The sequence below is a fragment of the Mesorhizobium opportunistum WSM2075 genome (genome assembly GCF_000176035.2).
Lineage (GTDB): Bacteria > Pseudomonadota > Alphaproteobacteria > Rhizobiales > Rhizobiaceae > Mesorhizobium > Mesorhizobium opportunistum.
Genome location: NC_015675.1, coordinates 4800929 through 4822317 on the forward strand (window position 1 = coordinate 4800929; position 21389 = coordinate 4822317).

The window sequence follows — 21389 nt, forward strand, 5'->3', positions numbered from 1 at the left end:
GTGGAACGATGGCTGGTCTTCCGATGCATTTGTCACAACCTAAAATGAGCGCGGCGGGACGAACAGGCAGATCGTCCTGCCGGCATCGAGACCGCCTTGATGAGCGCACCAGTGAAACTCGCCGTCAGGGCTGTCCTTGATGCGCTTGTCTGTCATGGGAACGACCTCGCCGGTGCCGGCGATCACATAGCCTTCGGGCTTCTCCAGCACTTCCCCGGTGTGTGTGGCACGACAATCATAGTTGGCACAGCAAGCGAATGGATAACTCCAGCCTTGCGGCTTTGCCGCCGTGGGCTTGGCGTCATGGGCAAAAGCAGCTGGCGTAAGTATCGCGAGCGCACCGATGGCGAGCAGGGAAAACATAAGTCGGCCAGCCGGTTGAACGGCTCTGGCCGATCGGAATGTGGCAGCAGACATGGAAACGTTCCTTTCAAACGAGCATCAAGCGTTTCGCTTGCCCGTTCCCGGAACGTGTCTTCCCAGTGGCCGGATCGTCAGGTCGCAGATATGCCGCGTCCGGCCATAAATGCTTTTTCTCTCCCAGCCTTTGGATGCTGGGCTGATTCCCTGGTAGGCGCAAGAAGCTGCTGCTATCGGCGATATCGCCGTGCAGGCGCCAACCCTCTGCAATTGCTGACGAGATTCAGGCCAGGTTCCACTCCCGGCATACGAGTTTCGAATAACGGGCGAGCATCGAAATAACGGCGATTGGTCCGAATCGGTTCCAGCCTATCGAGCGTCGGAGCCGACGATCACGTGCTCTTGATATTGCGGCAGGTCGTCGGTGATGTCGAACCAGCCCGCCTTGGAGCCGACGAAAATGTGCGCGGTCGGACGGATGGAAGGATCGTCGACAAGGGTTCCCATCGGCACATGGAAAAAGGCTCCTTCGCGGACAAGCGAATAGAGCAATGAGCCGCACAGTCCGCAGTGGGCGTCATGAGCGCCGCTTTGATCGCCGAAGATCAGGAGCTTGTCCTCGCCCTTGACGAGGGCCAACTTGTCCCGCTCGATCCCGGCAAAAGGTTTGAAGGCCGAACCGGTGGTTCGCCGGCAATTCGAGCAGTGGCAGTTGGCCGCGTAGACGAATTCGTCGGCGACGTCGTAGCGCACTGCTCCGCAGAGGCATTTTCCCGAGAGCCTGCGTGCCATCGTCGGTTCAGCTCCGTCGTTCAAGTGGCTGCTCTAATCCAGATCCGCCACCACTTCACCCGCACCGCCCTCGATGCGTTGCGACAGCGAAGCCTCCATGAAATCGTCGAGGTCGCCATCGAGTACACTGGAAGGGCTGGTGCTTTCGACACCGGTACGGAGGTCCTTCACCAGCTGATAGGGCTGCAGCACGTAGGAGCGGATCTGGTGGCCCCAGCCGATATCGCTCTTGGACGCTTCGGTCGCGTTGGCAACGGCTTCGCGCTTCTTCAGCTCCTCCTCATAGAGGCGCGAGCGCAGCATCTCCCAAGCCTTGGCCTTATTCTTGTGCTGCGAACGCTCGGCCTGGCAGGCAACCGCGATACCCGTGGCGATATGGGTGATGCGCACGGCCGAATCGGTTGTGTTGACGTGCTGGCCGCCCGAGCCCGACGAGCGATAGGTGTCGATGCGGACGTCGGATTCGGACACGTCGATCTCGATCGTGTCGTCGATGACCGGATAGACCCAGACGCTGGCGAAGGAGGTGTGCCGGCGCGCATTGCTGTCATAGGGCGAAATGCGCACCAGGCGATGGACGCCGGATTCCGTCTTCAGCCAGCCATAGGCATTGTGGCCCTTGATCAGCAAAGTCGCGGACTTGATGCCTGCTTCTTCGCCGTCATGCACTTCCAGCACCTCGACCTTGAAGCGGCGGCGCTCGGCCCAGCGCGTGTACATGCGCAAAAGCATCGAGGCCCAGTCCTGGCTTTCGGTGCCGCCCGCGCCTGCGTGGACTTCGAGATAGGTGTCGTTGGCGTCGGCTTCGCCCGACAGCAGTGTCTCGACCTGGCGGGCTTTCGCCTCGCCCTGCATGGAGCGGAGCGCTGCCTCGGCCTCGGCGATGACGCCTTCGTCGCCCTCTTCCTCGCCGAGCTCGATCAGGCCGATATTGTCCTCCAGCGCCTGCGTCAGACCCTTGACCGATGCAATGCCTTCCTCGAGGCCCTGGCGCTCGCGCATCAGCTTCTGCGCCTCCAGCGGTTCGTTCCATAGGCTGGCGTCCTCGGCGCGAACGTTCAGGTATTCAAGCCGCTTTATGGCCTGATCCCAGTCAAAGATGCCTCCTCAGCAGGGTTATCGCCTGCCTGATCTCGTCGACAATATTCTGCGTTTCCGCGCGCATGGCCTGGTATTTTGTCCTGTTGCTGAAGTGACACTTCGGTCGGCGCGATACATAGGGACGCCGCCGCCATGTGTAAAGCGAACATGTGCAAAGCGAATAGGCCGGCCCCAGGGCCAACCCCAAGGCCAGCCGTGCCGACGACCGGACCCGTTAGTAGAGTCCGCCGCCGCCGTCCTGGATGGCCTGGTTGGCCTGTGGCGACAAGGCGCCGCCGGAGGCATTGGAGCCGTCGGCGCCCATGCCGATCACCCAATAGCTGTCGGCGGGGCCGGTGCCCGGCTTGAAGGCCTCGACGATGGTGCCCGGATCGCCCGATGCCGCCCGCATGCCGGTCTTGCGGTTGATGGCGATCAGGTTCATGCCATCGGGAACCTTGAAGTCGACATTGGGCGTGCCGTCCAGCGCCACGCGCATGAAATCCTTAAAGATCGGGGCCGCGAGACCGCCGCCGGTGGCGCCATGGCCAAGGCCGCGCGGCGTGTCGTAGCCCATGTAGAGGCCGACCACGAGGTTCGGCGTGTAACCGATGAACCAGGCGTCCTTTTCGTCGTTGGTGGTGCCGGTCTTGCCGGCAATGTGGCGGCCGAGCTCACCGATGGTGGCGCCGGTGCCGCGCTGGACGACGCCTTCCATCATCGACGTGATCTGGTAGGCGGTCATCGGATCGAGAACCTGCTCGGAATTGTCGACCAGTTCCGGCTCCGGCTGGTTCTTCCATTCAGGCGCATTGCAGCTTTCACAGCCACGTTCATCCTGCTTGAACACCGTCTTGCCGTAGCGATCCTGGATGCGGTCGATCAGCGACGGTTTGATCGACTTGCCGCCATTGGCCATGATCGAATAGGCCGAAACCATGCGCATGACGGTGGTCTCGCCAGAGCCAAGCGCCATCGGCAGATACGGCGCCAGATGATCGTAGACGCCGAAGCGCTCGGCATATTCAACGACGAGCTTCATACCCATGTCGTTGGCAAGCCGCACGGTCATCAGGTTGCGCGACTTCTCGATGCCGGAGCGCAGCGTCGCCGGACCGGCGACGGTGCCGTCATAATTCTTCGGCGTCCATGTCGTGTTGCCGCTCTGGATGGTGATCGGTCCGTCCATGATCACCGAGGCCGGCGTGTAGCCATTGTCGAGCGCGGCCGAATAGACGATCGGCTTGAATGAGGAGCCCGGCTGACGCATCGCCTGGGTGGCGCGGTTGAATTCCGACTGCGAATAAGAGAAGCCGCCGACCATGGCCAGTACGCGGCCGGTGTGCGGATCCATGGCGATCAGGCCACCCTCCACCTCGGGAACCTGGCGCAGGCTGTAGGTGTTGTCGGAGCCTTCGTTCTTCTGCACGAAGATGACGTCGCCTGGCTTCAGCACGTCGGCCGGTGATTTGGCCCTGACTGTCTTGCCATCGACCAAATGGCGCATGGCGAAACCCATGTCGTCCTTGCTGACGGTGCCTTCGACGCGTTCCTTGACGATCTCGCCCGACGCCTGGCGTGCGGGCTGCAGGCCGATCGACAATCCAGTCGCCGAACTGTCGAGCACGACGGCAAGCGACCATTCGGGAACGTCCTCCAGCCCCTTGACGGCGCCCAGCGAGGCGCCCCAGTCGCCGGACACGTCGATTGTCTTCACCGGCCCGCGATAGCCGCGCAGCGTGTCGTATTTCATCAAACCGTTCTGCATCGCCTTGCGGGCAATGAGCTGGACCTTCGGGTCGAGGGTGGTGCGAATGGACAGGCCGCCCTCATAGAGCGCGTTCTCGCCGTAACGGGCGATGATCTGCCGGCGAACCTCTTCCGTGAAATACTCGCCGGCGAAAAGGTAGGAGCCGGTGCGGCGCGGGGCAACGCCAAGTGGCTCGGCCTTCGCTTTCGCACCCTCTTCGGGAGTCACGTAACCGTTCTCGACCATCTGGCCGATGACCCAGTTTCGCCGCTCAAGCGCCCGATCGGCATGTTTGAAGGGATTGTAGTTGGCTGGGCCTTTCGGCAGCGATGCCAGATAAGCGGCCTCGGCCACGGTCAATTCGTTCACCGACTTGTCGAAATAGGTCAGCGCGGCGCCAGCGACACCGTAGGCGTTGAAGCCAAAGAAAATCTCATTGAGATAGAGTTCAAGGATGCGATCCTTGGAATAGGCCTGTTCGATGCGAAACGAAAGGATGGCCTCCTTGACCTTGCGTTCCAGGGAGCGCTCGTTGGTCAGGAGGAAGTTCTTGGCAACCTGCTGGGTGATCGTCGAACCGCCCTGCATCGGTCCACCCGAAAGGTAAGTGAGCGCCGCCCGGCCCAATCCCGTTATGTCCACGCCAGGGTGATTGTAGAAATTCTTATCCTCGGCGGACAGGAAGGCAGCCTTGACGCGATCGGGGATCGCCTGAATCGGCAAATACAGGCGCCGTTCGCGCGCATATTCCGCCATCAGAGAGCCATCCGAGGCATGGATGCGGGTGGTCACCGGCGGTTCGTATTTGGCCAGCACTTCGTAGTCAGGCAGATCCTTTGCCACATGGCCGATGTAAATCGCAACGCCCGCCGCGACCAGAAGGGCCAGCGTCGTGCCGATGCCGAAGAAATAGCCAATGAGACGAATCATACCCGCTCCAGTCCTTGGTTCGGGAATTTCCTAAACGAAGCCGCCTTCCGCGCAAGCTTTCGTGCCGGGCCCAAACCGTAATCGAAAACCCATGTCGCCGCCATGTGGACAAAATACGGCAAGGCCTTGTTTCGTGGCCGCGTGCTGGAAATAAAGGCATCGGGTGTTGTCATACAGCAACGCCGCCTCTGGTTGCAGGCGTGGCCAGGCATATTAGCCTCCGGTTCCGGTTCCGGCACGGGCGGAAGCAAAAAGCGCGACGGCGTTGGTGATGCTTTGCGCGGCTTTGTCGCGCCAATCGGCGTTGAGCAGCTGCGCCTCGTCCTTGGCGTTCGAGAGATAGCCGAGTTCGACCAGCACCGATGGCACGTCTGGCGCCTTCAGCACCTTGAACCCAGCGGAACGCTGCGGATTGTTGATGAGGCCGACGCTGGTCGAAAGCTGGCCGACCAATGTGTGGGCGAAACTCATTGAAAAGGTGTGCGTCTCGCGGCGGATCAGGTCGATCAGGATGTCCGTCACCTCCTTCTTATCGTCCTTGATCACCATGCCGGCGAACTGGTCGGAGAGATTTTCACGGTCGGCCAGCGCCTGCGCCTCGGGATCCGACGCCTTGTCGGAAACCGTATAGACGGTGGCGCCGCGGATGCCCTTGACGCTGATGGTGTCGGCGTGGATCGAAATCAGCAGATCGGCCTCATGCTGCCGCGCAATGCGGACTCGGTCGTCCAGGCGCAAATATTCATCGCTGTCGCGGGTCATGAAGACATCGTATTTGCCGGCCGCGGCGAGCTTGTCGCGCAACTCCGTGGCGAAGGCGAGCGTGACGTTCTTCTCGATGGTGCCGTTCAGGCCCTCGGCGCCGCCATCGACGCCGCCGTGACCGGGATCGATGACGACCGTGAAGCGGTGCCCGGGATTGGAGACGGGCCCGGTGCCGACCCGCCCGCCCTTGTCGGTCGAAACCGTGGAGCCGGTGGTCAGCGCCTGGTTGGCAAGGGCTGCATCGAACTCGCGCGCGGAGGCCGCCGACATGTCGATGGCTATGCGGTAGCCGGTGCCGTCCTCGTCCTTGAGCACATCGAGCTTATCGACGGCGAACGGCCCCTTGCCGGTGAGGATCAGCCGCGAAACGCCGTCGCCGAGTTCGCCCAGGCGCACGCCCCTGACCAGACCGCGCGGCTTCAGATCCTTAGCATCGATGGCCAGTCTGGTGTTCGCCAGGTCGATGACCAGACGATTGGGAGCACGCAGCAGGAACCATTTGATGTCAGGCTCGCGATCGAATTCCATGACGATGCGCATCTTGGTGGCATCGCCCGCCATCTTGTAGCCTTTCGCCACCAGCGGCGCATCGGCGGCATTGGCGACTGAGGAAAGGGGGGAACAAACCACCAGCAGCACGAGACAGAAGGCGCCGAGAATCCGGCCGCCGACACGACATCCCTTGTCTGCGAGGTCTGCCAGTCCCATCTCTCTTCCAGTCGCTCCCGGTTTGGCGCCCGGCGCCCGCTCGTTTCGTCGAAGTGCCGGTTAGGCCGCGAACTCGATTAACGATTGGTATCCAGAGAAGGTTAACCAAGCCTTTTCATGCAGGGCTGGAGCCAGGTTTACGCTACGGAACTGCTTTTTGCCGGCATCGGAAATCGGGGTTGCCTTCCACCCCGCCAAATCATAAAAGCGATAGTGGATCACTGCAATCCTGGAACCGCCCTCCTCCGCAGCTTCCTGCTACAGGGTCAGATGAAAGGCGGCTCCTTTCGCTTCACGCGAAAAGGCTTCAGGTGATCGCGACGAATTTCGCAGGTGTGCGCCCGTGGCGGGGGAATCGCCTGCGTGAGGAAAACGGCCGGGTTTGTTCCCGCGCCGGCTCTGTACGAGCAAACAAGCTGGTCCGGTTTCCGGGCTTTGGTTCAAAGGTTCTGCTGGTGACGATGGCTTCAAGCGCAATCATGGAAAGGTCCGCATCAAACCGCGCCAATATGGCAGCGGGCGGCACCGCCATGACACGCAGGCAGCGTCCGGCGGACGTTCAATTATCCGGCACCCATATTCATCCAGACACACAGCAGCGGGCTTTGCCCCGCCAGCTGCGGCTGACGGCTGCCGGGGGGAAACGAAATAATGCCCAACAAAATGCTGATAGACGCCTCCCACCCGGAGGAAACACGAGTTGTCGTCGTACGCGGTAACCGTATCGAAGAATTCGACTTTGAATCTCAGGACAAGAAGCAGCTCAAAGGAAACATCTATCTCGCCCGCGTAACGCGCGTCGAACCTTCCCTTCAGGCAGCCTTTGTCGAATATGGCGGCAACCGTCACGGTTTTCTCGCCTTCAGTGAAATACATCCCGATTACTACCAGATCCCGGTCGCCGACCGTCAGGCGCTGCTGCGCGCGGAAGCGCAGGAGGCCGAGGACGAGGAGAACGAGGATAGCGAAGGCGAGGATCGCCAGAGCCGCGATCGCGGCCGGCGTGGACGCCGGCGCGGCGGCAAGAGCCGCGACCGCGGCGAGCACCCGCGCGATGCAGGCGGAGCCGAATCCGGCGAGGCAAACGAAGCCGCTGGCGAGGCAAGAGAAAACGGCGACAATGGCGCCGATGCCGTCGCCGAGGACACCTCCAACGTTTCCGAGACCGTCGAACACGCGGCGGATACGTCGGCCGATGCCGACGCATCCTCGCATGACGAGGCTTCTGCCGAGCAGGAGGAAAGCGAAGCCCGCGAAGGCGGCCCCACCTCGATCGCCGCCTCCGTCGAAGCCGATGTGATTTCCGAGCCCGTCTCGCAGGCGGACCAGGGCAGCGAGGCCACCTCCGCCGACAATGATCGCGGCATGCTCGAAGAGGTGTCGTCCTCGCATCCGGACGATCATGAGATCGAATCGGTCGGCGCCGAAGATGCGCTGGAAGAAGTGCGCAACCGCCGCAAGCCGGTGCGCCGCCAGTACAAGATCCAGGAAGTGATCAAGCGCCGGCAGATCCTTTTGGTGCAGGTCGTCAAGGAAGAGCGCGGCAACAAGGGCGCCGCACTCACCACCTACCTGTCGCTTGCCGGTCGCTATTCCGTGCTGATGCCGAACACGGCGCGCGGCGGCGGCATTTCCCGCAAGATCACCAGCGCGGTCGACCGCAAGCGCCTCAAGGAGGTCGTTGCCGATCTCGAAGTGCCGCAAGGCATGGGCGTCATCCTGCGCACCGCCGGCGAAAGCCGCACCAAAGCCGAGATCAAGCGCGACTACGAATATCTGATGCGGCTTTGGGAGAACGTGCGCAATCTCACGCTTCAGTCCACCGCCCCTGCCCTCGTCTATGAGGAAGGCAGCCTGATCAAGCGCTCGGTGCGCGACCTCTACAACAAGGATATCGACGAGATTCTCGTCTCCGGCGACGAAGGCTACCGCGAGGCCAAGGACTTCATGCGCATGCTGATGCCGAGCCACGCCAAGGTGGTTCAGCCGTTCCGCGACACGACGCCGATCTTCGTGCGCAACGGCATCGAGGCGCAGCTCGACCGCATGTTGCAGCCGCAGGTGACGCTGAAGAGCGGCGGCTACATCATCATCAACCAGACCGAAGCGCTGGTCGCCATCGACGTCAATTCGGGCCGCTCCACCAAGGAGCACTCGATCGAGGATACGGCGCTCCACACCAATCTGGAAGCGGCCGAGGAAGTCGCGCGTCAGCTCCGGCTGCGCGACCTTGCCGGCCTGATCGTCATCGACTTCATCGACATGGAGGAGAACCGCAACAACCGCTCCGTCGAAAAGCGGTTGAAGGATCACCTCAAGAACGACCGTGCGCGCATCCAGGTCGGCCGCATCTCGCATTTCGGCCTGATGGAAATGTCGCGCCAGCGCATCCGCGCCAGCGTGCTGGAATCGACCATGAAGCCCTGCCCGCATTGCGGCGGCACCGGCCATGTGCGCTCCGATTCTTCGGTCGCGCTGATGGTGGTGCGGGCGATCGAGGAATTCCTGCTCAAGGATTCGCGCAGCCACATCACGGTACGCACGCCGGCGGCGACCGCACTCTACGTGCTCAACCACAAGCGCGGCACGCTGGTGGAACTCGAAAGCCGCTTCGGCCTGACCATCACCATCGAGGCCGACGATGCGGTTGGCGCCCAGCACTATGCGATCTTCCGCGGCGCGCTGGCCGAAAAGCCCGAAGGCTTTGTCGAGTTGCGCAGCCTGCCGGCCTATGTCGAGCCGGAAGAACCCGAGGACGAGGTCGTCATCGAGGAAGACGAGGAAGCACCGGCTCAGGCCGAGCAGCCAAGGCACGCCCAGCCATCGCAGCACCAGCAGCCCAGGTCGGGTGAGCCAAGGTCGGGTGAGCCAAGGTCGGGTGAGCCAAGGTCTGGCGAACCCAGGACGGGCGAGCCGAGGTCGGGCGAGGACGGCGAAGGCCGCGACCGCAAGCGCCGCAAGCGCCGCAGACGGCGTGGCGGCAAGGATCGCGACCGCGAACATGGCGCCCCGACGGACGGCTCGTCCATCTCCGCACCGGCCGGCGATTTCGCCGAATCGGTACATGAGGCGGACAATGACGACACCGAAACGGACGATGCCGTTGCGATCTCCGCCAGCGCGTCCGACGAGGCGGTACAGGCTTCCGATGACAGCCAGGGCAAGAAGCGCCGGCGCGGCAAGCGCGGCGGCAAGCGCAATCGTCGCGAGGACGGTGAAGGCGAGACCGAGGCCGAGGCCGGCGAAGCCGCCGACGCCTCGGTGATCGATGCCGCTGAAGCTGAGACGGTCGCTAGCGAGCCCGTAGCGGTTGAAGAAACCGCGGCTTCTGCACCGGCGAACGACGACGCTCCAGCCGAAAAGCCGAAGAAGAAGCGTGCTTCAAGGGCAAAGAAGGCCGCAGCCGAAGTCCCCGCCGAGGCGGTGACCGAGGCAGATCCGGAAGCTGCCGTCGAGCCCGCTCCTGTGGACGATGCGAACGTCGTTGCCGAGCCGTCCGTTGCCGAAGAGGAGCCGGCGAAGGCCCGCCCGTCGCGGCGCAAGGCGGTGGCTGCGGATACTCCGGTCGTGCCAGTGGTTTCTTCGAGCGTCGCCGATGAGGCCAAGACCGAAGAAAAGCCGAAGCGTGCCGGTTGGTGGCAGCGGAAGGGCTTTTTCTAAGCTTTTCAGCTCGTTGAGCTGATGTTCTGACAAGAAAATCCCGCGCGATCGAAAAGATGGCGCGGGATTTTTCATACCCGGCATTCCGATAGGGCGGGAAACGCTAAGGCGCGAAGATCGACCAGTTCATCATCCTGGCCAGCTTTTCCAGTGCGATCGAACCGAGCTTGGAGTTGCCGTTGGCATTGAGGCCGGGCGACCAGACGGCAAGCGAGGCGACACCCGGCACGATGCCCAATATGCCGCCGCCGACGCCGCTCTTGCCGGGAATGCCGACGCGGAAGGCAAAATCGCCGGAGCCGTCATAATGGCCGCAGGTCAGCATCATGGCGCCGATGCGCCGCGCCCGCTCGGCCGACACCACGGAATGCCCCGTCGCCGGGTTCTTGCCGCCATTGGCGAGGAAGCGGCCGGCCATCGCCAGTTGCCGGCAACTCATGGCGATGGCGCAGTGATGGAAATAAACGCCTAGCGCAAGCTCCGGTGCATGATGGAGATTGCCGAAGGATTTCATATAGTTGGCGAGCGCAAAGTTGCGATAGCCGGTGGCGCGCTCGGAGGCCGCCACCTCGCGGTCGATGATGATGGTCTCGTCGTCGGCCAGGAACTGTATGAAACGCAGGATCTCGCCAATCGCCTCGCGCGGCTGGTGGCCGGCGAGCAGGATGTCGGAAATGACGATGGCGCCGGCATTGATGAACGGATTGCGCGGAATGCCGTTCTCGTGCTCGAGCTGTACGATGGAGTTGAACGGATTGCCGGACGGCTCGCGCCCCACCCGCTTCCACAGTGCATCGCCGACATTGCCGAGCGCCAGGGTCAAGGTGAAGACCTTCGAGATGCTCTGGATCGAGAACGGCTGGTCGGCATCGCCCGCCACCAGCACGCGGCCGTCATTGGTGACGGCGGCAATGCCGAATTTCCTCGGATCGACCTTGCCCAGCTGGGGAATGTAGGTCGCGACGTCGCCGCGATCGGTGCGCTCGGCCATTTCGGCGGCGACCTCGGCCAATGCCTGATCAAGTTTGGGGGCCTGATCAAGTTTGGGGGCCTGTTCGAGTTCCGGCATGGCGCTACCTCAACCAGCGTTCGAGGCGCGCCATGGCCTCGACCATGTCGTCATGGCTGCCGGCATAGGAAAACCGCATCGTGCGGTGCCCCGCCTGGGTATCGAAGTCGCGGCCGGGCGTCGCCGCCACATGGGCTTCCGCCAGCATCTTGCGCGCGAACGCCATGCTGTCGTTGCTGTGCCGGGTGACATCGCAAAAGGCATAGAAGGCACCATCCATGGGCGCCGCCAGCGGAAAGCCGAGCTCGGGCAAACGTTTCATCAGCAGCTCGCGATTCCAGGCATAGCGGCCTTTGACCGCCTCCAGTTCCTCCGTCGCGGCAAAGGCCTCGATCGCGGCGATCTGCGACAGCTCCGGTGGCGAGATGTAGAGGCTCTGGGCGATGCGCTCGACCGGCCGCACCAGCTCCTCGGGCAGCACCATCCAGCCGATACGCCAGCCGGTCATGCAATAATATTTCGAGAACGAGTTGATCACCGTCACGCTGTCACCGAAGGCGAGCGCCGTGGTGTCGGGGGCGCCATAGGCCAGCCGGTGGTAGATCTCGTCGGAAATGACGGCGATGCCGAGCGCCTCCGCCGTGCTGATCAGCGCCGACAGTTCGTCGGCCGGAATGACGGCGCCGGTCGGGTTGGCCGGACTTGCAAACAGGACGCCCTTCAGCGGCTTCTGGCGATGCGCCGCCTCTAGATGGCCGGCATGCAGATAGGCCGCCTCGCCGAGCTCGATCTCGACGACATCGATGCCGAGCGCCGCCATGATGTTGCGATAGGCGGGGTAACCGGGCGCGGCGATAGCAACGCGGTCGCCCGGATCGAACATCGCCAGGAAGGCGAGATTGAAGGCGGCCGACGATCCGGTGGTTACCGCGATCCGCCCCGGCTCGACATCGAGCCCGTAGTGATCCGCGTAATGCCCGGCGATCGCCTTGCGCAAACCGGCCAGACCCAGCGCGTCGGTGTAGCCGATGCGGCCTTCCTGCAGGGCCTTGGCCGCCGCGGCGCGAACCCGTGCGGGCGCCGGATCGGATGGCTGGCCGACCGCCATGGAGATCACCGGCGCGCCCTGGGCCTTCAGCCGGTTGGCTTCAGCCAGCACATCCATGGCGTGGAACGGCTCGACATTGCCACGGCGTGAGAGCGAAACGACCATTTTATCCTATCCCGACGGTTGAGCACGGCATGCCCTGGACGCATACGCCGCACAAATGCCCGATTGGTGTGAGGATCACAAGTTGAGGAAGTTTTTCCGGTGCCGACTTTTCATCTTTCGCCCGCTCGTCTACCAGTGGACACGTCATGCTGAGCCGACCCAGACCGACCATTGCAGAGGTGGCGCGTGTTTTCGCGACACTTTCGCTCGGCCTCGCTGTCGCGGTGGCGAGTTCGGTCACTGCCTTTGCCCAGTCCGTGCCGGTGGTGCGCGACGCCGAGATCGAGGCTTTGGTTCGCGACTATGCGCGGCCGATCTTCAGGGCGGCCGGGCTGGCGAATGACGGCATCGACATCGTCCTGGTCAACGATTCCAGCTTCAACGCCTTCGTTACCGGACGCCGGCTGTTCATCAACACCGGCGCGCTGATGATGGCTGAAACGCCGAACGAGATCATTGGCGTCATCGCCCACGAGGCCGGCCATATCGCCGGCGGCCACCAGCAGAAACTGCGCGACCAGCTCGAACGCGCCAAGACCATGGCCATTATCGCCACTTTGCTCGGCGCCGGCGCCATTGTTGCCGGCGCCACCACCAACAGCCGCGGCCTTGCCGGCGCCGGCATGGGCGTGGCGGCTGGCGGCGGCGAGATGGCGCAGCGCAGCATCCTCGCCTATCAGCGCACCGAAGAGACGACCGCCGACCGCTCGGCGATCACCTATCTCAACGCCACCGGCCAGTCCGGCATGGGCATGCTGAAGACATTCGCCCGCTTCCAAAGCGCGCTGTCCTTGTCCGGCACGCAGGTCGATCCCTATCGTATCAGCCACCCGATGCCGCAGGAACGCATCGCCAATCTCGAAGTGCTGGTCAAACAGAGCCCCAATGTCGGCAAGGTCGATCCGCCGGCGCTGCAGCAGCGCCATGACATGATGCGGGTCAAGATTGCCGTCTACATGGAAGGCCAGGCGGCTGGGTCACGGCTGATGCGAAAGATGCAAGGAACGCTGGCCGGGCTATATGGCGATGCCCAGTCGACCTACCTTTACGGCAATATCGCCGCAGCGCTCGCCAAGACCAACGCCCTGATCAAGGCGCAGCCCAGGAATGCCTACTTCCAGGAGTTGCGCGGCGACATTCTGATGAAGGCGAACAACCCCAAGGATGCGGCGGAAGCCTACGCCAAGGCGGTCAGCCTCGATTCGGCGCGGTCCGGCTTGCTGCCGGTCTCGCTTGGACAGGCGCTGATGGCCATCGGCACGCCCGATTCGCTCAGGAAAGCCGTCGCGCAGATCAACAATGGTCTGGGGCGCGACAAGGAAAATTCCATCGGATATCGCTATCTGGCACAGGCCTATGGCGAGTTGGGGGACATACCGGGCGCCGAGCTCGCCACTGCCGAAGGTCATTTCTATTCCGGTAACTACAAGGATGCGAAGATATTCGCCATGCGGGCGCAGCAGCAGATGAAGCGCGGCGAGCCGCGCTGGATTCGCGCCCAGGACATCATAAACTACAAATCATCAGGCAAGATCTAGTGAACCCTCCGGCCATGCGCTGCGACATAGCCAGACCGGGAAACAGGCAAAAGGAACGAGAACAATGAAAAAGGCACTGCTGTTGGGCACCACGGGAATCGCTGTAGCCCTTGCGATGCTCGCTTTCGGTTTCGTCGCCGGCAACCCGCAGATCGCCAAGGCCGGCACGGCCCAGCCTGTTCAGACGGCTGAGCCTGTCCAGATGGCGGGCGCCGACACCAAGATCGACCGCGCCGAGGTCGAAGGCATCATCCGCGACTACCTCTTGAAGAACCCCGAGGTGCTGCTCGAAGTGCAGGACGCGCTCGAGGCCAAGCAGAAGGAAGAGCAGCGCATCGCCCATCTCGGCGTCATCAAGAACGCCAAGGACCAGATCTTCAACTCCGCCTTCGATGGCGTCGTCGGCAATCCGAACGGCAAGGTGACGATCGTCGAGTTCTACGACTACAATTGCGGCTTCTGCAAACGCGCCATCGAGGACATGCGGGCGCTGACCAAGACCGATCCGGACCTGCGCTTCGTGCTCAAGGAGTTCCCGATCCTCGGCCCGGATTCGCAGAAGGCGAGCGTCGTCTCGATGGCGTTCCACCTGATGATGCCGGAAAAGTACGGCGAGTTCCACAATGCGCTGCTTGGTGGCCAGGGACGCGCCACCGAGGCGGCCGCTATCAAGATCGCGCTTTCGCTCGGCGCCGACGAGGCGACGTTGCGCGAGAAGATGAAGGATCCTTCGATCCCCGAAGCCTTCTCCAAGACCTACGATCTGGCCAACAAGCTGTCGATCACCGGAACGCCGTCCTACGTCGTCGGCAACGAGGTCGTGTTCGGGGCTCTCGGACAGGATGTGCTGGCGGAGAAGATCGAGGCGGCGAAAGCCGCGCTTTGATCCGCCGCCGATTTTCATCACGGGTGCATTTCGGCCTGTTGTGGACAGTGAAAGAACGCAGTTGCGCTCTTTCCGCGGGCGACTATGCCCGGTATAGAGGCCCAGCGCGCCGGCTTGACGCCGGCGCCGAAAAAGGTCGGCTTTTTTGAAAACGGTTTTCGTCCTGAACGGTCCCAATCTCAACGCGCTCGGCAAGCGCGAGCCGGGCATCTATGGCGGCAAGACGCTTGCCGCGATCGCCGACGACTGCAAGCAGGCGGGCGCGTCGCTTGGGATCGAGATCGATTTCCGCCAGTCCAACCACGAGGGCGACCTCGTCGACTGGATCCAGGAAGCCGGAGACAAGGCTGCCGGCATCGTCATCAATCCAGGCGCCTACAGCCACACCTCGATCGCGATCCACGACGCCATCCGCTCGGTCGCGCCGCTGCCGGTCGCCGAAGTTCATCTTTCCAACATCCACGCGCGGGAACCATTCCGCCATGTCTCCATGGTCGCGCCGGTCGCCGTCGGCATGATCTGTGGCTTTGGGCCGCTCGGCTACACGCTGGCGCTGCAGGCGCTGGCCGCGCGCCTATGACCGGCCCACAAACAGAAGGCTCGAAAATGTCGATAAAGAAGACCGGTGTTGACCAGCAGCTGATCCGCGATCTGGCGGGCATACTGAACGACACCAACCTGACCGAGATCGAGGTTGAACTGGGCGACCTGAAGGTGCGCGTGTCGCGGCAGGCGCCCGCCGTCCACGCGATTGCGGCCCCCCAACCCGCCTATGCGCCAGCGGCAGCCGCTCTGCCCGTGGCCTCGGCCCCGGCGGCCGCGGATGTGTCGAAGAACGCGGTGGCTTCACCGATGGTCGGCACCGCCTACCTGGCGCCCTCACCGGACGCCAAGCCGTTCATCGAGATCGGCCAGAAGGTCAAGGAAGGCCAGACGCTGCTGATCATCGAAGCGATGAAGACGATGAACCAGATCCCCTCGCCGCGCGCCGGCACGGTGACGGCGATCCTGTTCGAGGACGCGACGCCGGTCGAATACGGCATGCCGCTTGTCGTGATCGAGTAGAGCGGGCCGGATGTTCCAAAAGATCCTCATCGCCAATCGCGGCGAAATCGCCCTTCGGGTGCTGCGCGCCTGCAAGGAACTCGGCATCCAGACCGTTGTGGTGCATTCGACCGCCGACGCCGACGCCATGCATGTCAGGCTTGCCGACGAGAGCGTGTGCATCGGCCCGCCGCCGTCGCGCGACAGCTATCTCAACATCCACCAGATCGTCGCGGCCTGCGAGATCACCGGCGCCGACGCCGTGCATCCGGGCTACGGCTTCCTGTCGGAGAACGCCAAGTTCGCCGATATCCTGGCCGCCCACAACATCACCTTCATTGGCCCGTCCGGCGACCATATCCGCATCATGGGCGACAAGATCGAGGCCAAACGCACCGCCAAGCGCCTCGGCATTCCGGTGGTGCCGGGTTCCGATGGCGCGGTGACCGAGGAAAAGGAAGCCAAGCGCATCGCCGCCGAGATCGGCTATCCGGTAATCATCAAGGCATCGGCCGGCGGCGGCGGACGCGGCATGAAGGTTGCCCATACCGAGGCCGACCTCGAGGTCGCCTTGCAGACGGCGCGCTCGGAAGCGGGCGCCGCCTTCGGCGACGACGCCGTCTACATCGAGAAATACCTGCAGAAGCCGCGTCACATCGAGGTGCAGGTGTTCGGCGACGGCTTTGGCCGCGGCGTGCATTTCGGCGAGCGCGACTGCTCGCTGCAACGGCGCCACCAGAAGGTCTGGGAAGAGGCCAATTCGCCGGCTCTCAACGCCGAGGAGCGGTCCCGTATCGGCAGCATCTGCGCCACGGCCATTGCCGATCTCGGCTATTCGGGCGCCGGGACGATCGAATTCCTGTACGAGAACGGCGAGTTCTATTTCATCGAGATGAACACGCGCCTGCAGGTGGAGCATCCGGTGACGGAAGCGATCACCGGCATCGATCTCGTCCACGAGCAGATCCGGGTCGCCTCCGGCGGCGGACTTTCGGTGAGGCAGGAAGACATCAAGTTCAACGGCCACGCCATCGAGTGCCGCATCAATGCCGAGGATCCGCGCACCTTCACGCCCTCGCCAGGCACCATCACGCATTTCCACACGCCTGGCGGCCTCGGCATCCGCGTCGATTCCGGCGTGTATTCCGGCTACAGGATCCCGCCCTACTACGACAGCCTGATCGGCAAGCTGATCGTGCATGGCCGCAATCGCGTCGAGTGCATGATGCGGCTGCGCCGCGCGCTCGACGAATTCGTCGTCGACGGCATCAAGACAACCTTGCCGCTGTTTCGCGATCTGGTCGGCAATGCCGACATCGCCAATGGCGACTATGACATCCACTGGCTGGAAAAATACCTGGCCAAGGAAGAGTAGTCCGGGGACGCGATGACCCGCCCTTACGCGCCAGGCTATCGCATCCCCACGGACCTCCTGCTCAAGGCATACGCCTCGGGCGTCTTTCCCATGGCCGAAAGCGCTGCCGACCCGGAGGTGTTCTGGGTGCGGCCGGAAACGCGTGGCATCATTCCGCTGCACGGATTCCACACGCCGAAGAGCCTGAGGAAGACAGTCCGCAAAAACCTGTTCGACATCCGCTTCGACTTCGACTTCGAGGCGACGATCGACGGCTGCGCCGAAAAGCGCGAAGAGCGCCGCTCCACCTGGATCAACGCGCCGATCCGCGAAGCCTATGTACAACTGCACCGCATGGGCCATTGCCATTCGGTCGAGGCCTGGCGCGAGGAGCGGCTGGTCGGCGGCCTCTATGGCGTGTCGCTGGGGCGGGTGTTTTTCGGCGAAAGCATGTTTTCCAAGGAGACGGACGCGTCGAAGACCTGCCTCGTCCATCTCGTCGAACGCTTGAAGGCGCGCGGGTTCGCCCTACTCGATACGCAGTTCACCACCGAGCACCTCAAGCGCTTTGGTGCTGTCGACGTGCCGCGCGGCAAATACGAGAAGATGCTGGCCGAGGCCCTGAAGGGCGAAGCGGTCTTCTTTCCGTAGGGATCAAGCCTTATCGGCCGCGACCTCGATCGGGGTCTGCGAATGGAACATCATCTTCCAGCCGTTGACGCGGTGGACGTAGCCGGTGCTGACCAGCGCGGCATAGGGTTCGCCGTTCTCCCGCGTCGCATGCGCCTCGTAGGTCAGCATGATGACATCACTGCCCGGTTCGATTATGCCCTTGAGCTCGATATCGAGGTCGCGCCATCGGTTGGGATTGGTCGCCGTCTTGGCCAGATCGGCATTGTCCATCGCTCGTGCCATCCGCGGAAATGCCACCAGGCACTCCGTGTCGACATTGGCCGCATAATAAGCGGCATCGCCTGTCCAGAAGCCTTTTTCGAGTTCAAGCAACTCTGTCTTGCTGGCCGTGATCCGCTTGCTGTCCGACATCGGACTGTCCTCCGGGCGCATCGATGCGCGGTCGTCCGTGGCCCAACGCATGATGACCACGACGGTTCCCGGGGATCAGTTGGTGTCGGAGGTGTCCGGCTCCGTGGGATCGGGCTGTTCCACATCCGGGCTGACCTCAGCGTTCGGCTTGGCGGCAGCCGGCTTGGCGACCGCCGGCTCCGAAGCATCGGCCTTGGTGGCGTCCGGTTTGGTGGCATCCGGCGCCGGCACATCGGACTTCTGCTTGCACGCCTTCAGCCAGACGTCATAGACGGCATGTTCGACGGCGTTAAGACCGGGGCTTTCGGCAAACATCCAGCCGGTGAATATGCGGCGAATCTTGCGGTCCAGCGTGATCTCGTCGACCTCCACGAAGGAGTCCGTCTTCGGCTCCTCGTTCTGCGGCCGGGAATAGCAGACACGCGGCGTCACCTGCAAAGCGCCGAATTGCACCGTCTCGTCGATATAGACATCGAAGGTGATGATGCGGCCAGTGATCTTGTCGATGCCGGCGAACTCGGCAACCGGGTTGGTGATGCGATCCGATCCCGCAGGCGGAGCCGGCGCGGGTGCCGCGGGTGCGGGCGACGCGGCAAAGGCGGCGGTGCTGACGGCGAGGCTGGCGGCTACCGTCAGACCGCCTGTCGAGATTCGGTTGAAAAAGCTCATGCAAGGGTACCGGTGGTTCGCGCCCAGGTGATTCCGTCGATCGCCAAGGCTATTCGCCGTTTTCTGATGAGCAAGCAGCTAAACACCAATTGTGGCGATAAAGGACCGGCCTGCACTTCGTGCTGTGACAAGTCGGGGCGCCGTTACGAGCCGGGCCGTTACGACCCGGGCGTCCAGGCGTCGTAGTCGCCGGTAACCTGCGGGCGGTGCTGGTTGGTCAACACCGAGCCCTTCGGGCGATAGGCCGCCGGCGTTCCGGTCAGATTGGACTGATGCGATTTCTGCCAATCGCGCGGCTTGTAGTCCTCGCCAGAGGGCGCGACGTCGACACGGTGATGGATCCAGCCGTGCCAGCCGGGCGGAATGGCCGAAGCTTCCGAATAGTTGCGGTAGATCACCCAGCGGCGCGTACGGCCTTCCGAATCGATACCGCCTTCGTAATAGACGTTGCCCGTCTCGTCCTGGCCGACCTTCTTGCCGTACCGCCAGGTGTGCAGGCGCGTTCCCAGCGTCTGGCTGTTCCACCAGGTGAAAAATTGCGTCAGGAAAGTCTTCATCTCAGAACCCTCGCGCTGGCGGCGCCTGTTTCCTGCTTATGGCGTCAGGCCTTCGGGAAGGCAAGGGTTTTGCCGCGCAGAGCGCGCAAATGGCGCGCCCGGGATCGACACCGACTTGTGATCTTTCCACATAACGGGATGCGCGCTTGCCAAGTCTTCCCGGTGTTTCTAAAGCTCGGCGCGGTCCGCGCGGCAATATCCAAACTGACCGCGAGCCCAACGGAGGTGACGATTGGCCACGGAATTGCCGACCACCGATAGCCGCGTCAGTCCAAGCCTGATTCGCCAGCGCAAAGGAGGTACGCCTCTCGTTTGCCTCACGGCCTACACCTATCCCGTCGCCCGACTGCTTGATCCCCATGTCGACCTGCTTCTGGTCGGTGACAGCGTCGCCATGGTCCTGCATGGCCATCAGACGACGCTGGGCGCCTCGCTCGAGATGATGATCGCGCATGGGCAGGCCGTGATGCGCGGCTCCGCCAGGGCCTGCGTGGTCGTCGACATGCCGGCCGGCACCTATGAGGATTCAGCGGCACAGGCCGTTGCCTCGGCGCGGCGCATCGTCGGCGAGACCGGCTGCCAGGCGGTCAAGCTGGAGGGCGGCGTCGACATGGCCGGGCGGATCGCCGCGATCGTGACCAACGGCATTCCGGTCATGGGCCATATTGGCCTGCTGCCGCAATCGGTCGAGAAGGAGGGTGGCTACAAGATCAAGGGCCGCACTGACGAGAATGTCGCGGCGCTGGTGGCGGACGCGCTGGCAGTCGAAAAGGCCGGTGCGTTCTCGGTGGTCATCGAAGGCACCATCGAGGCGGCCGCCGCCGACATCACGCGCCGCATCGCCATTCCTACCATCGGCATCGGCGCCAGCGCCGACTGCGACGGCCAGATCCTGGTCATCGACGACATGGTCGGGCTGACCGTCGATCGCGTGTCGAAATTCGTCAAGGAATATGCCGATCTGCGCAGCGTGATCGCGCATGCCGCCGAGCGCTACGCACTAGAGGTGCGAAGCCGGACATTTCCCGGTCCTGCCCATGTCTTTTCGAGTTCAAAACTCTTTTCCCGCACGAACACAAGTGGCGGAGATGACGCATGAGCCGGCCTGACGTCGTCGACAGCGTTGCCGCCCTTCGCGCGCGGATCCGGGACTGGCGCCGCGATGGGCTTCGCGTCGCCATGGTGCCGACCATGGGCGCGTTGCATGAGGGGCATCTCTCCCTGATCAGGATCGCACGCGAAAGAGCCGAGCGCTGCGTGGTGTCGATCTTCGTCAACCCGACGCAGTTCGCGCCGAGCGAGGATCTCGACAAGTACCCGCGCCAGCTCGCCCGCGATCTCGATATGCTGGCGACGGCCAGGGCCGATCTTGCGTTCATACCGACGGTCGATGCGATGTATCCCGCCGGCTTTGCCACCAGGATTTCGGTCGGCGGCCCGTCCGCCGGGCTCGAATCGGATTTTCGCCCCACCTTTTTCGATGGCGTCGCCACCGTGGTGGCCAAGCTGTTCCTGCAGGCAGCGCCCGACTTTGCCGTCTTCGGCGAAAAAGACTATCAGCAGCTTTGCGTCGTCAGGCAGCTCTGCCGAGACCTCGACCTGCCCGTCGAGATCATTGGCGCACCGACCATACGCGATCCGCATGGCCTCGCCATGTCGTCTCGCAACGCCTATCTCGGCGAGGCCGAACTCCAGATCGCTCGCCAGCTCAACGTGGTCCTGCGCAAGACAGCAGCGGCGCTGGCGGCGGGCGCGGGCCAGAAAGACACGATCGCCGAAACCCGCAGCACCTTGATCGCCGCCGGCTTCCAGACGGTCGACTATGTCGAGGCTCGTGAGAGCCTGACGCTCGGGCCATGGCGGCGCGAGCGCGCAGGCCGCGTTCTCGCCGCCGCCTGGCTTGGAAAAACCAGGCTGATCGATAATGTGGAAATTGCCTCCGCCTGATGTAACAACCGACGGCCAGTGCGGCATGATCCGCGAATTGTCGCCGCCTTGCGCTCACGCTGCGGGGCCTGAAACTCCGGTCG

At 63.2% G+C, this 21389-nt stretch carries 19 protein-coding genes; 9 read left to right on the top strand and 10 right to left on the bottom strand.

Annotated features, from left to right (window positions below):
- Window positions 1–39: 39 nt before the first annotated feature.
- From MESOP_RS23145 to MESOP_RS23165, 5 genes are all read right to left on the bottom strand, one after another.
- Window positions 40–417: a hypothetical protein gene (locus MESOP_RS23145; protein ID WP_013895750.1), complete on the bottom strand. Its 378-nt coding sequence runs from the start codon at window positions 415–417 to the stop codon at window positions 40–42.
- Between the two features lie 312 nt (window positions 418–729).
- On the bottom strand, window positions 730–1152 hold the full coding sequence (locus tag MESOP_RS23150; protein ID WP_013895751.1) for a GFA family protein: 423 nt from the start codon (window positions 1150–1152) through the stop codon (window positions 730–732).
- Between the two features lie 33 nt (window positions 1153–1185).
- Window positions 1186–2317, bottom strand: a protein-coding gene (gene prfB / locus MESOP_RS23155) for a peptide chain release factor 2 (RefSeq protein ID WP_150111225.1) whose coding sequence is annotated in 2 segments (ribosomal slippage) — window positions 1186–2250 and window positions 2252–2317 — 1131 coding nt in all. Because the reading frame shifts where the segments join, the coding sequence is not laid out codon by codon here.
- Window positions 2318–2467: 150 nt separating this feature from the next.
- The gene (locus MESOP_RS23160; protein WP_013895753.1) at window positions 2468–4912 is read right to left on the bottom strand and encodes a penicillin-binding protein 1A; all 2445 of its coding nucleotides are present in this window, start codon (window positions 4910–4912) and stop codon (window positions 2468–2470) included.
- Between the two features lie 213 nt (window positions 4913–5125).
- Window positions 5126–6385 carry an N-acetylmuramoyl-L-alanine amidase gene (locus MESOP_RS23165; protein WP_013895754.1) on the bottom strand — a complete coding sequence of 420 codons (1260 nt, stop codon included), beginning with the start codon at window positions 6383–6385 and terminating at the stop codon, window positions 5126–5128.
- A 651-nt stretch (window positions 6386–7036) separates the two neighbouring features.
- Here MESOP_RS23165 and MESOP_RS23170 point away from each other — a divergent pair.
- On the top strand, window positions 7037–10045 hold the full coding sequence (locus MESOP_RS23170; RefSeq protein ID WP_013895755.1) for a ribonuclease E/G: 3009 nt from the start codon (window positions 7037–7039) through the stop codon (window positions 10043–10045).
- 103 nt (window positions 10046–10148) lie between these two features.
- On the opposite strand, the gene MESOP_RS23175 is transcribed toward MESOP_RS23170, so the two are convergent.
- Window positions 10149–11114, bottom strand: a complete 966-nt coding sequence (locus tag MESOP_RS23175) for a glutaminase (RefSeq protein ID WP_013895756.1) — start codon at window positions 11112–11114, stop codon at window positions 10149–10151.
- A gap of 4 nt (window positions 11115–11118) precedes the next feature.
- Entirely contained in the window at window positions 11119–12267 is a 1149-nt protein-coding gene (locus MESOP_RS23180; protein WP_013895757.1) for a pyridoxal phosphate-dependent aminotransferase, read from the bottom strand.
- 146 nt (window positions 12268–12413) lie between these two features.
- Here MESOP_RS23180 and MESOP_RS23185 point away from each other — a divergent pair, with 146 nt between their 5' ends.
- From MESOP_RS23185 to aat, 6 genes are all read left to right on the top strand, one after another.
- On the top strand, window positions 12414–13805 hold the full coding sequence (locus MESOP_RS23185; protein ID WP_013895758.1) for a M48 family metalloprotease: 1392 nt from the start codon (window positions 12414–12416) through the stop codon (window positions 13803–13805).
- 64 nt (window positions 13806–13869) lie between these two features.
- A complete protein-coding gene (locus tag MESOP_RS23190) occupies window positions 13870–14691 on the top strand; it encodes a DsbA family protein (protein WP_013895759.1) in 822 nt (273 codons plus the stop codon).
- Window positions 14692–14836: 145 nt separating this feature from the next.
- Complete coding sequence (aroQ, locus tag MESOP_RS23195; protein WP_013895760.1) at window positions 14837–15271, top strand: type II 3-dehydroquinate dehydratase; 435 nt, start codon at window positions 14837–14839, stop codon at window positions 15269–15271.
- A gap of 26 nt (window positions 15272–15297) precedes the next feature.
- Complete coding sequence (accB, locus tag MESOP_RS23200; RefSeq protein WP_013895761.1) at window positions 15298–15756, top strand: acetyl-CoA carboxylase biotin carboxyl carrier protein; 459 nt, start codon at window positions 15298–15300, stop codon at window positions 15754–15756.
- A 10-nt stretch (window positions 15757–15766) separates the two neighbouring features.
- Window positions 15767–17110, top strand: a complete 1344-nt coding sequence (gene accC / locus MESOP_RS23205) for an acetyl-CoA carboxylase biotin carboxylase subunit (protein ID WP_013895762.1) — start codon at window positions 15767–15769, stop codon at window positions 17108–17110.
- A 12-nt stretch (window positions 17111–17122) separates the two neighbouring features.
- A complete protein-coding gene (aat, locus tag MESOP_RS23210) occupies window positions 17123–17740 on the top strand; it encodes a leucyl/phenylalanyl-tRNA--protein transferase (protein ID WP_013895763.1) in 618 nt (205 codons plus the stop codon).
- Window positions 17741–17743: 3 nt separating this feature from the next.
- Here aat and MESOP_RS23215 read toward each other — a convergent pair whose 3' ends face one another.
- The 3 genes from MESOP_RS23215 to MESOP_RS23225 form a co-directional block, all read right to left on the bottom strand.
- Window positions 17744–18133 (bottom strand): hypothetical protein, encoded by a 390-nt coding sequence (locus tag MESOP_RS23215; RefSeq protein ID WP_013895764.1) that lies wholly within the window; start codon window positions 18131–18133, stop codon window positions 17744–17746.
- Between the two features lie 75 nt (window positions 18134–18208).
- Window positions 18209–18802: a DUF2155 domain-containing protein gene (locus MESOP_RS23220; RefSeq protein WP_013895765.1), complete on the bottom strand. Its 594-nt coding sequence runs from the start codon at window positions 18800–18802 to the stop codon at window positions 18209–18211.
- Between the two features lie 158 nt (window positions 18803–18960).
- The gene (locus tag MESOP_RS23225; RefSeq protein WP_013895766.1) at window positions 18961–19359 is read right to left on the bottom strand and encodes an NADH:ubiquinone oxidoreductase subunit NDUFA12; all 399 of its coding nucleotides are present in this window, start codon (window positions 19357–19359) and stop codon (window positions 18961–18963) included.
- Between the two features lie 232 nt (window positions 19360–19591).
- Between MESOP_RS23225 and panB the strand changes: the two genes are divergently transcribed.
- Both panB and panC read left to right on the top strand, forming a co-directional pair.
- Entirely contained in the window at window positions 19592–20458 is an 867-nt protein-coding gene (gene panB, locus MESOP_RS23230; RefSeq protein WP_013895767.1) for a 3-methyl-2-oxobutanoate hydroxymethyltransferase, read from the top strand.
- On the top strand, window positions 20455–21306 hold the full coding sequence (panC, locus tag MESOP_RS23235) for a pantoate--beta-alanine ligase (protein WP_013895768.1): 852 nt from the start codon (window positions 20455–20457) through the stop codon (window positions 21304–21306). Before panB ends, panC begins: the two co-directional genes overlap by 4 nt.
- The last annotated feature ends 83 nt before the right edge of the window (window positions 21307–21389 follow it).

What these genes read in the sequence shown, in the direction of transcription:
- MESOP_RS23145 (WP_013895750.1), bottom strand. Translation starts at nt 417, where the DNA reads ATGTCTGCTGCCACATTCCGATCGGCCAGAGCCGTTCAACCGGCTGGC.
- MESOP_RS23150 (WP_013895751.1), bottom strand. Translation starts at nt 1,152, where the DNA reads ATGGCACGCAGGCTCTCGGGAAAATGCCTCTGCGGAGCAGTGCGCTAC.
- MESOP_RS23160 (WP_013895753.1), bottom strand. Translation starts at nt 4,912, where the DNA reads ATGATTCGTCTCATTGGCTATTTCTTCGGCATCGGCACGACGCTGGCC.
- MESOP_RS23165 (WP_013895754.1), bottom strand. Translation starts at nt 6,385, where the DNA reads ATGGGACTGGCAGACCTCGCAGACAAGGGATGTCGTGTCGGCGGCCGG.
- MESOP_RS23170 (WP_013895755.1), top strand. Translation starts at nt 7,037, where the DNA reads ATGCCCAACAAAATGCTGATAGACGCCTCCCACCCGGAGGAAACACGA.
- MESOP_RS23175 (WP_013895756.1), bottom strand. Translation starts at nt 11,114, where the DNA reads ATGCCGGAACTCGAACAGGCCCCCAAACTTGATCAGGCCCCCAAACTT.
- MESOP_RS23180 (WP_013895757.1), bottom strand. Translation starts at nt 12,267, where the DNA reads ATGGTCGTTTCGCTCTCACGCCGTGGCAATGTCGAGCCGTTCCACGCC.
- MESOP_RS23185 (WP_013895758.1), top strand. Translation starts at nt 12,414, where the DNA reads ATGCTGAGCCGACCCAGACCGACCATTGCAGAGGTGGCGCGTGTTTTC.
- MESOP_RS23190 (WP_013895759.1), top strand. Translation starts at nt 13,870, where the DNA reads ATGAAAAAGGCACTGCTGTTGGGCACCACGGGAATCGCTGTAGCCCTT.
- accB (WP_013895761.1), top strand. Translation starts at nt 15,298, where the DNA reads ATGTCGATAAAGAAGACCGGTGTTGACCAGCAGCTGATCCGCGATCTG.
- accC (WP_013895762.1), top strand. Translation starts at nt 15,767, where the DNA reads ATGTTCCAAAAGATCCTCATCGCCAATCGCGGCGAAATCGCCCTTCGG.
- aat (WP_013895763.1), top strand. Translation starts at nt 17,123, where the DNA reads ATGACCCGCCCTTACGCGCCAGGCTATCGCATCCCCACGGACCTCCTG.
- MESOP_RS23215 (WP_013895764.1), bottom strand. Translation starts at nt 18,133, where the DNA reads ATGTCGGACAGCAAGCGGATCACGGCCAGCAAGACAGAGTTGCTTGAA.
- MESOP_RS23220 (WP_013895765.1), bottom strand. Translation starts at nt 18,802, where the DNA reads ATGAGCTTTTTCAACCGAATCTCGACAGGCGGTCTGACGGTAGCCGCC.
- MESOP_RS23225 (WP_013895766.1), bottom strand. Translation starts at nt 19,359, where the DNA reads ATGAAGACTTTCCTGACGCAATTTTTCACCTGGTGGAACAGCCAGACG.
- panC (WP_013895768.1), top strand. Translation starts at nt 20,455, where the DNA reads ATGAGCCGGCCTGACGTCGTCGACAGCGTTGCCGCCCTTCGCGCGCGG.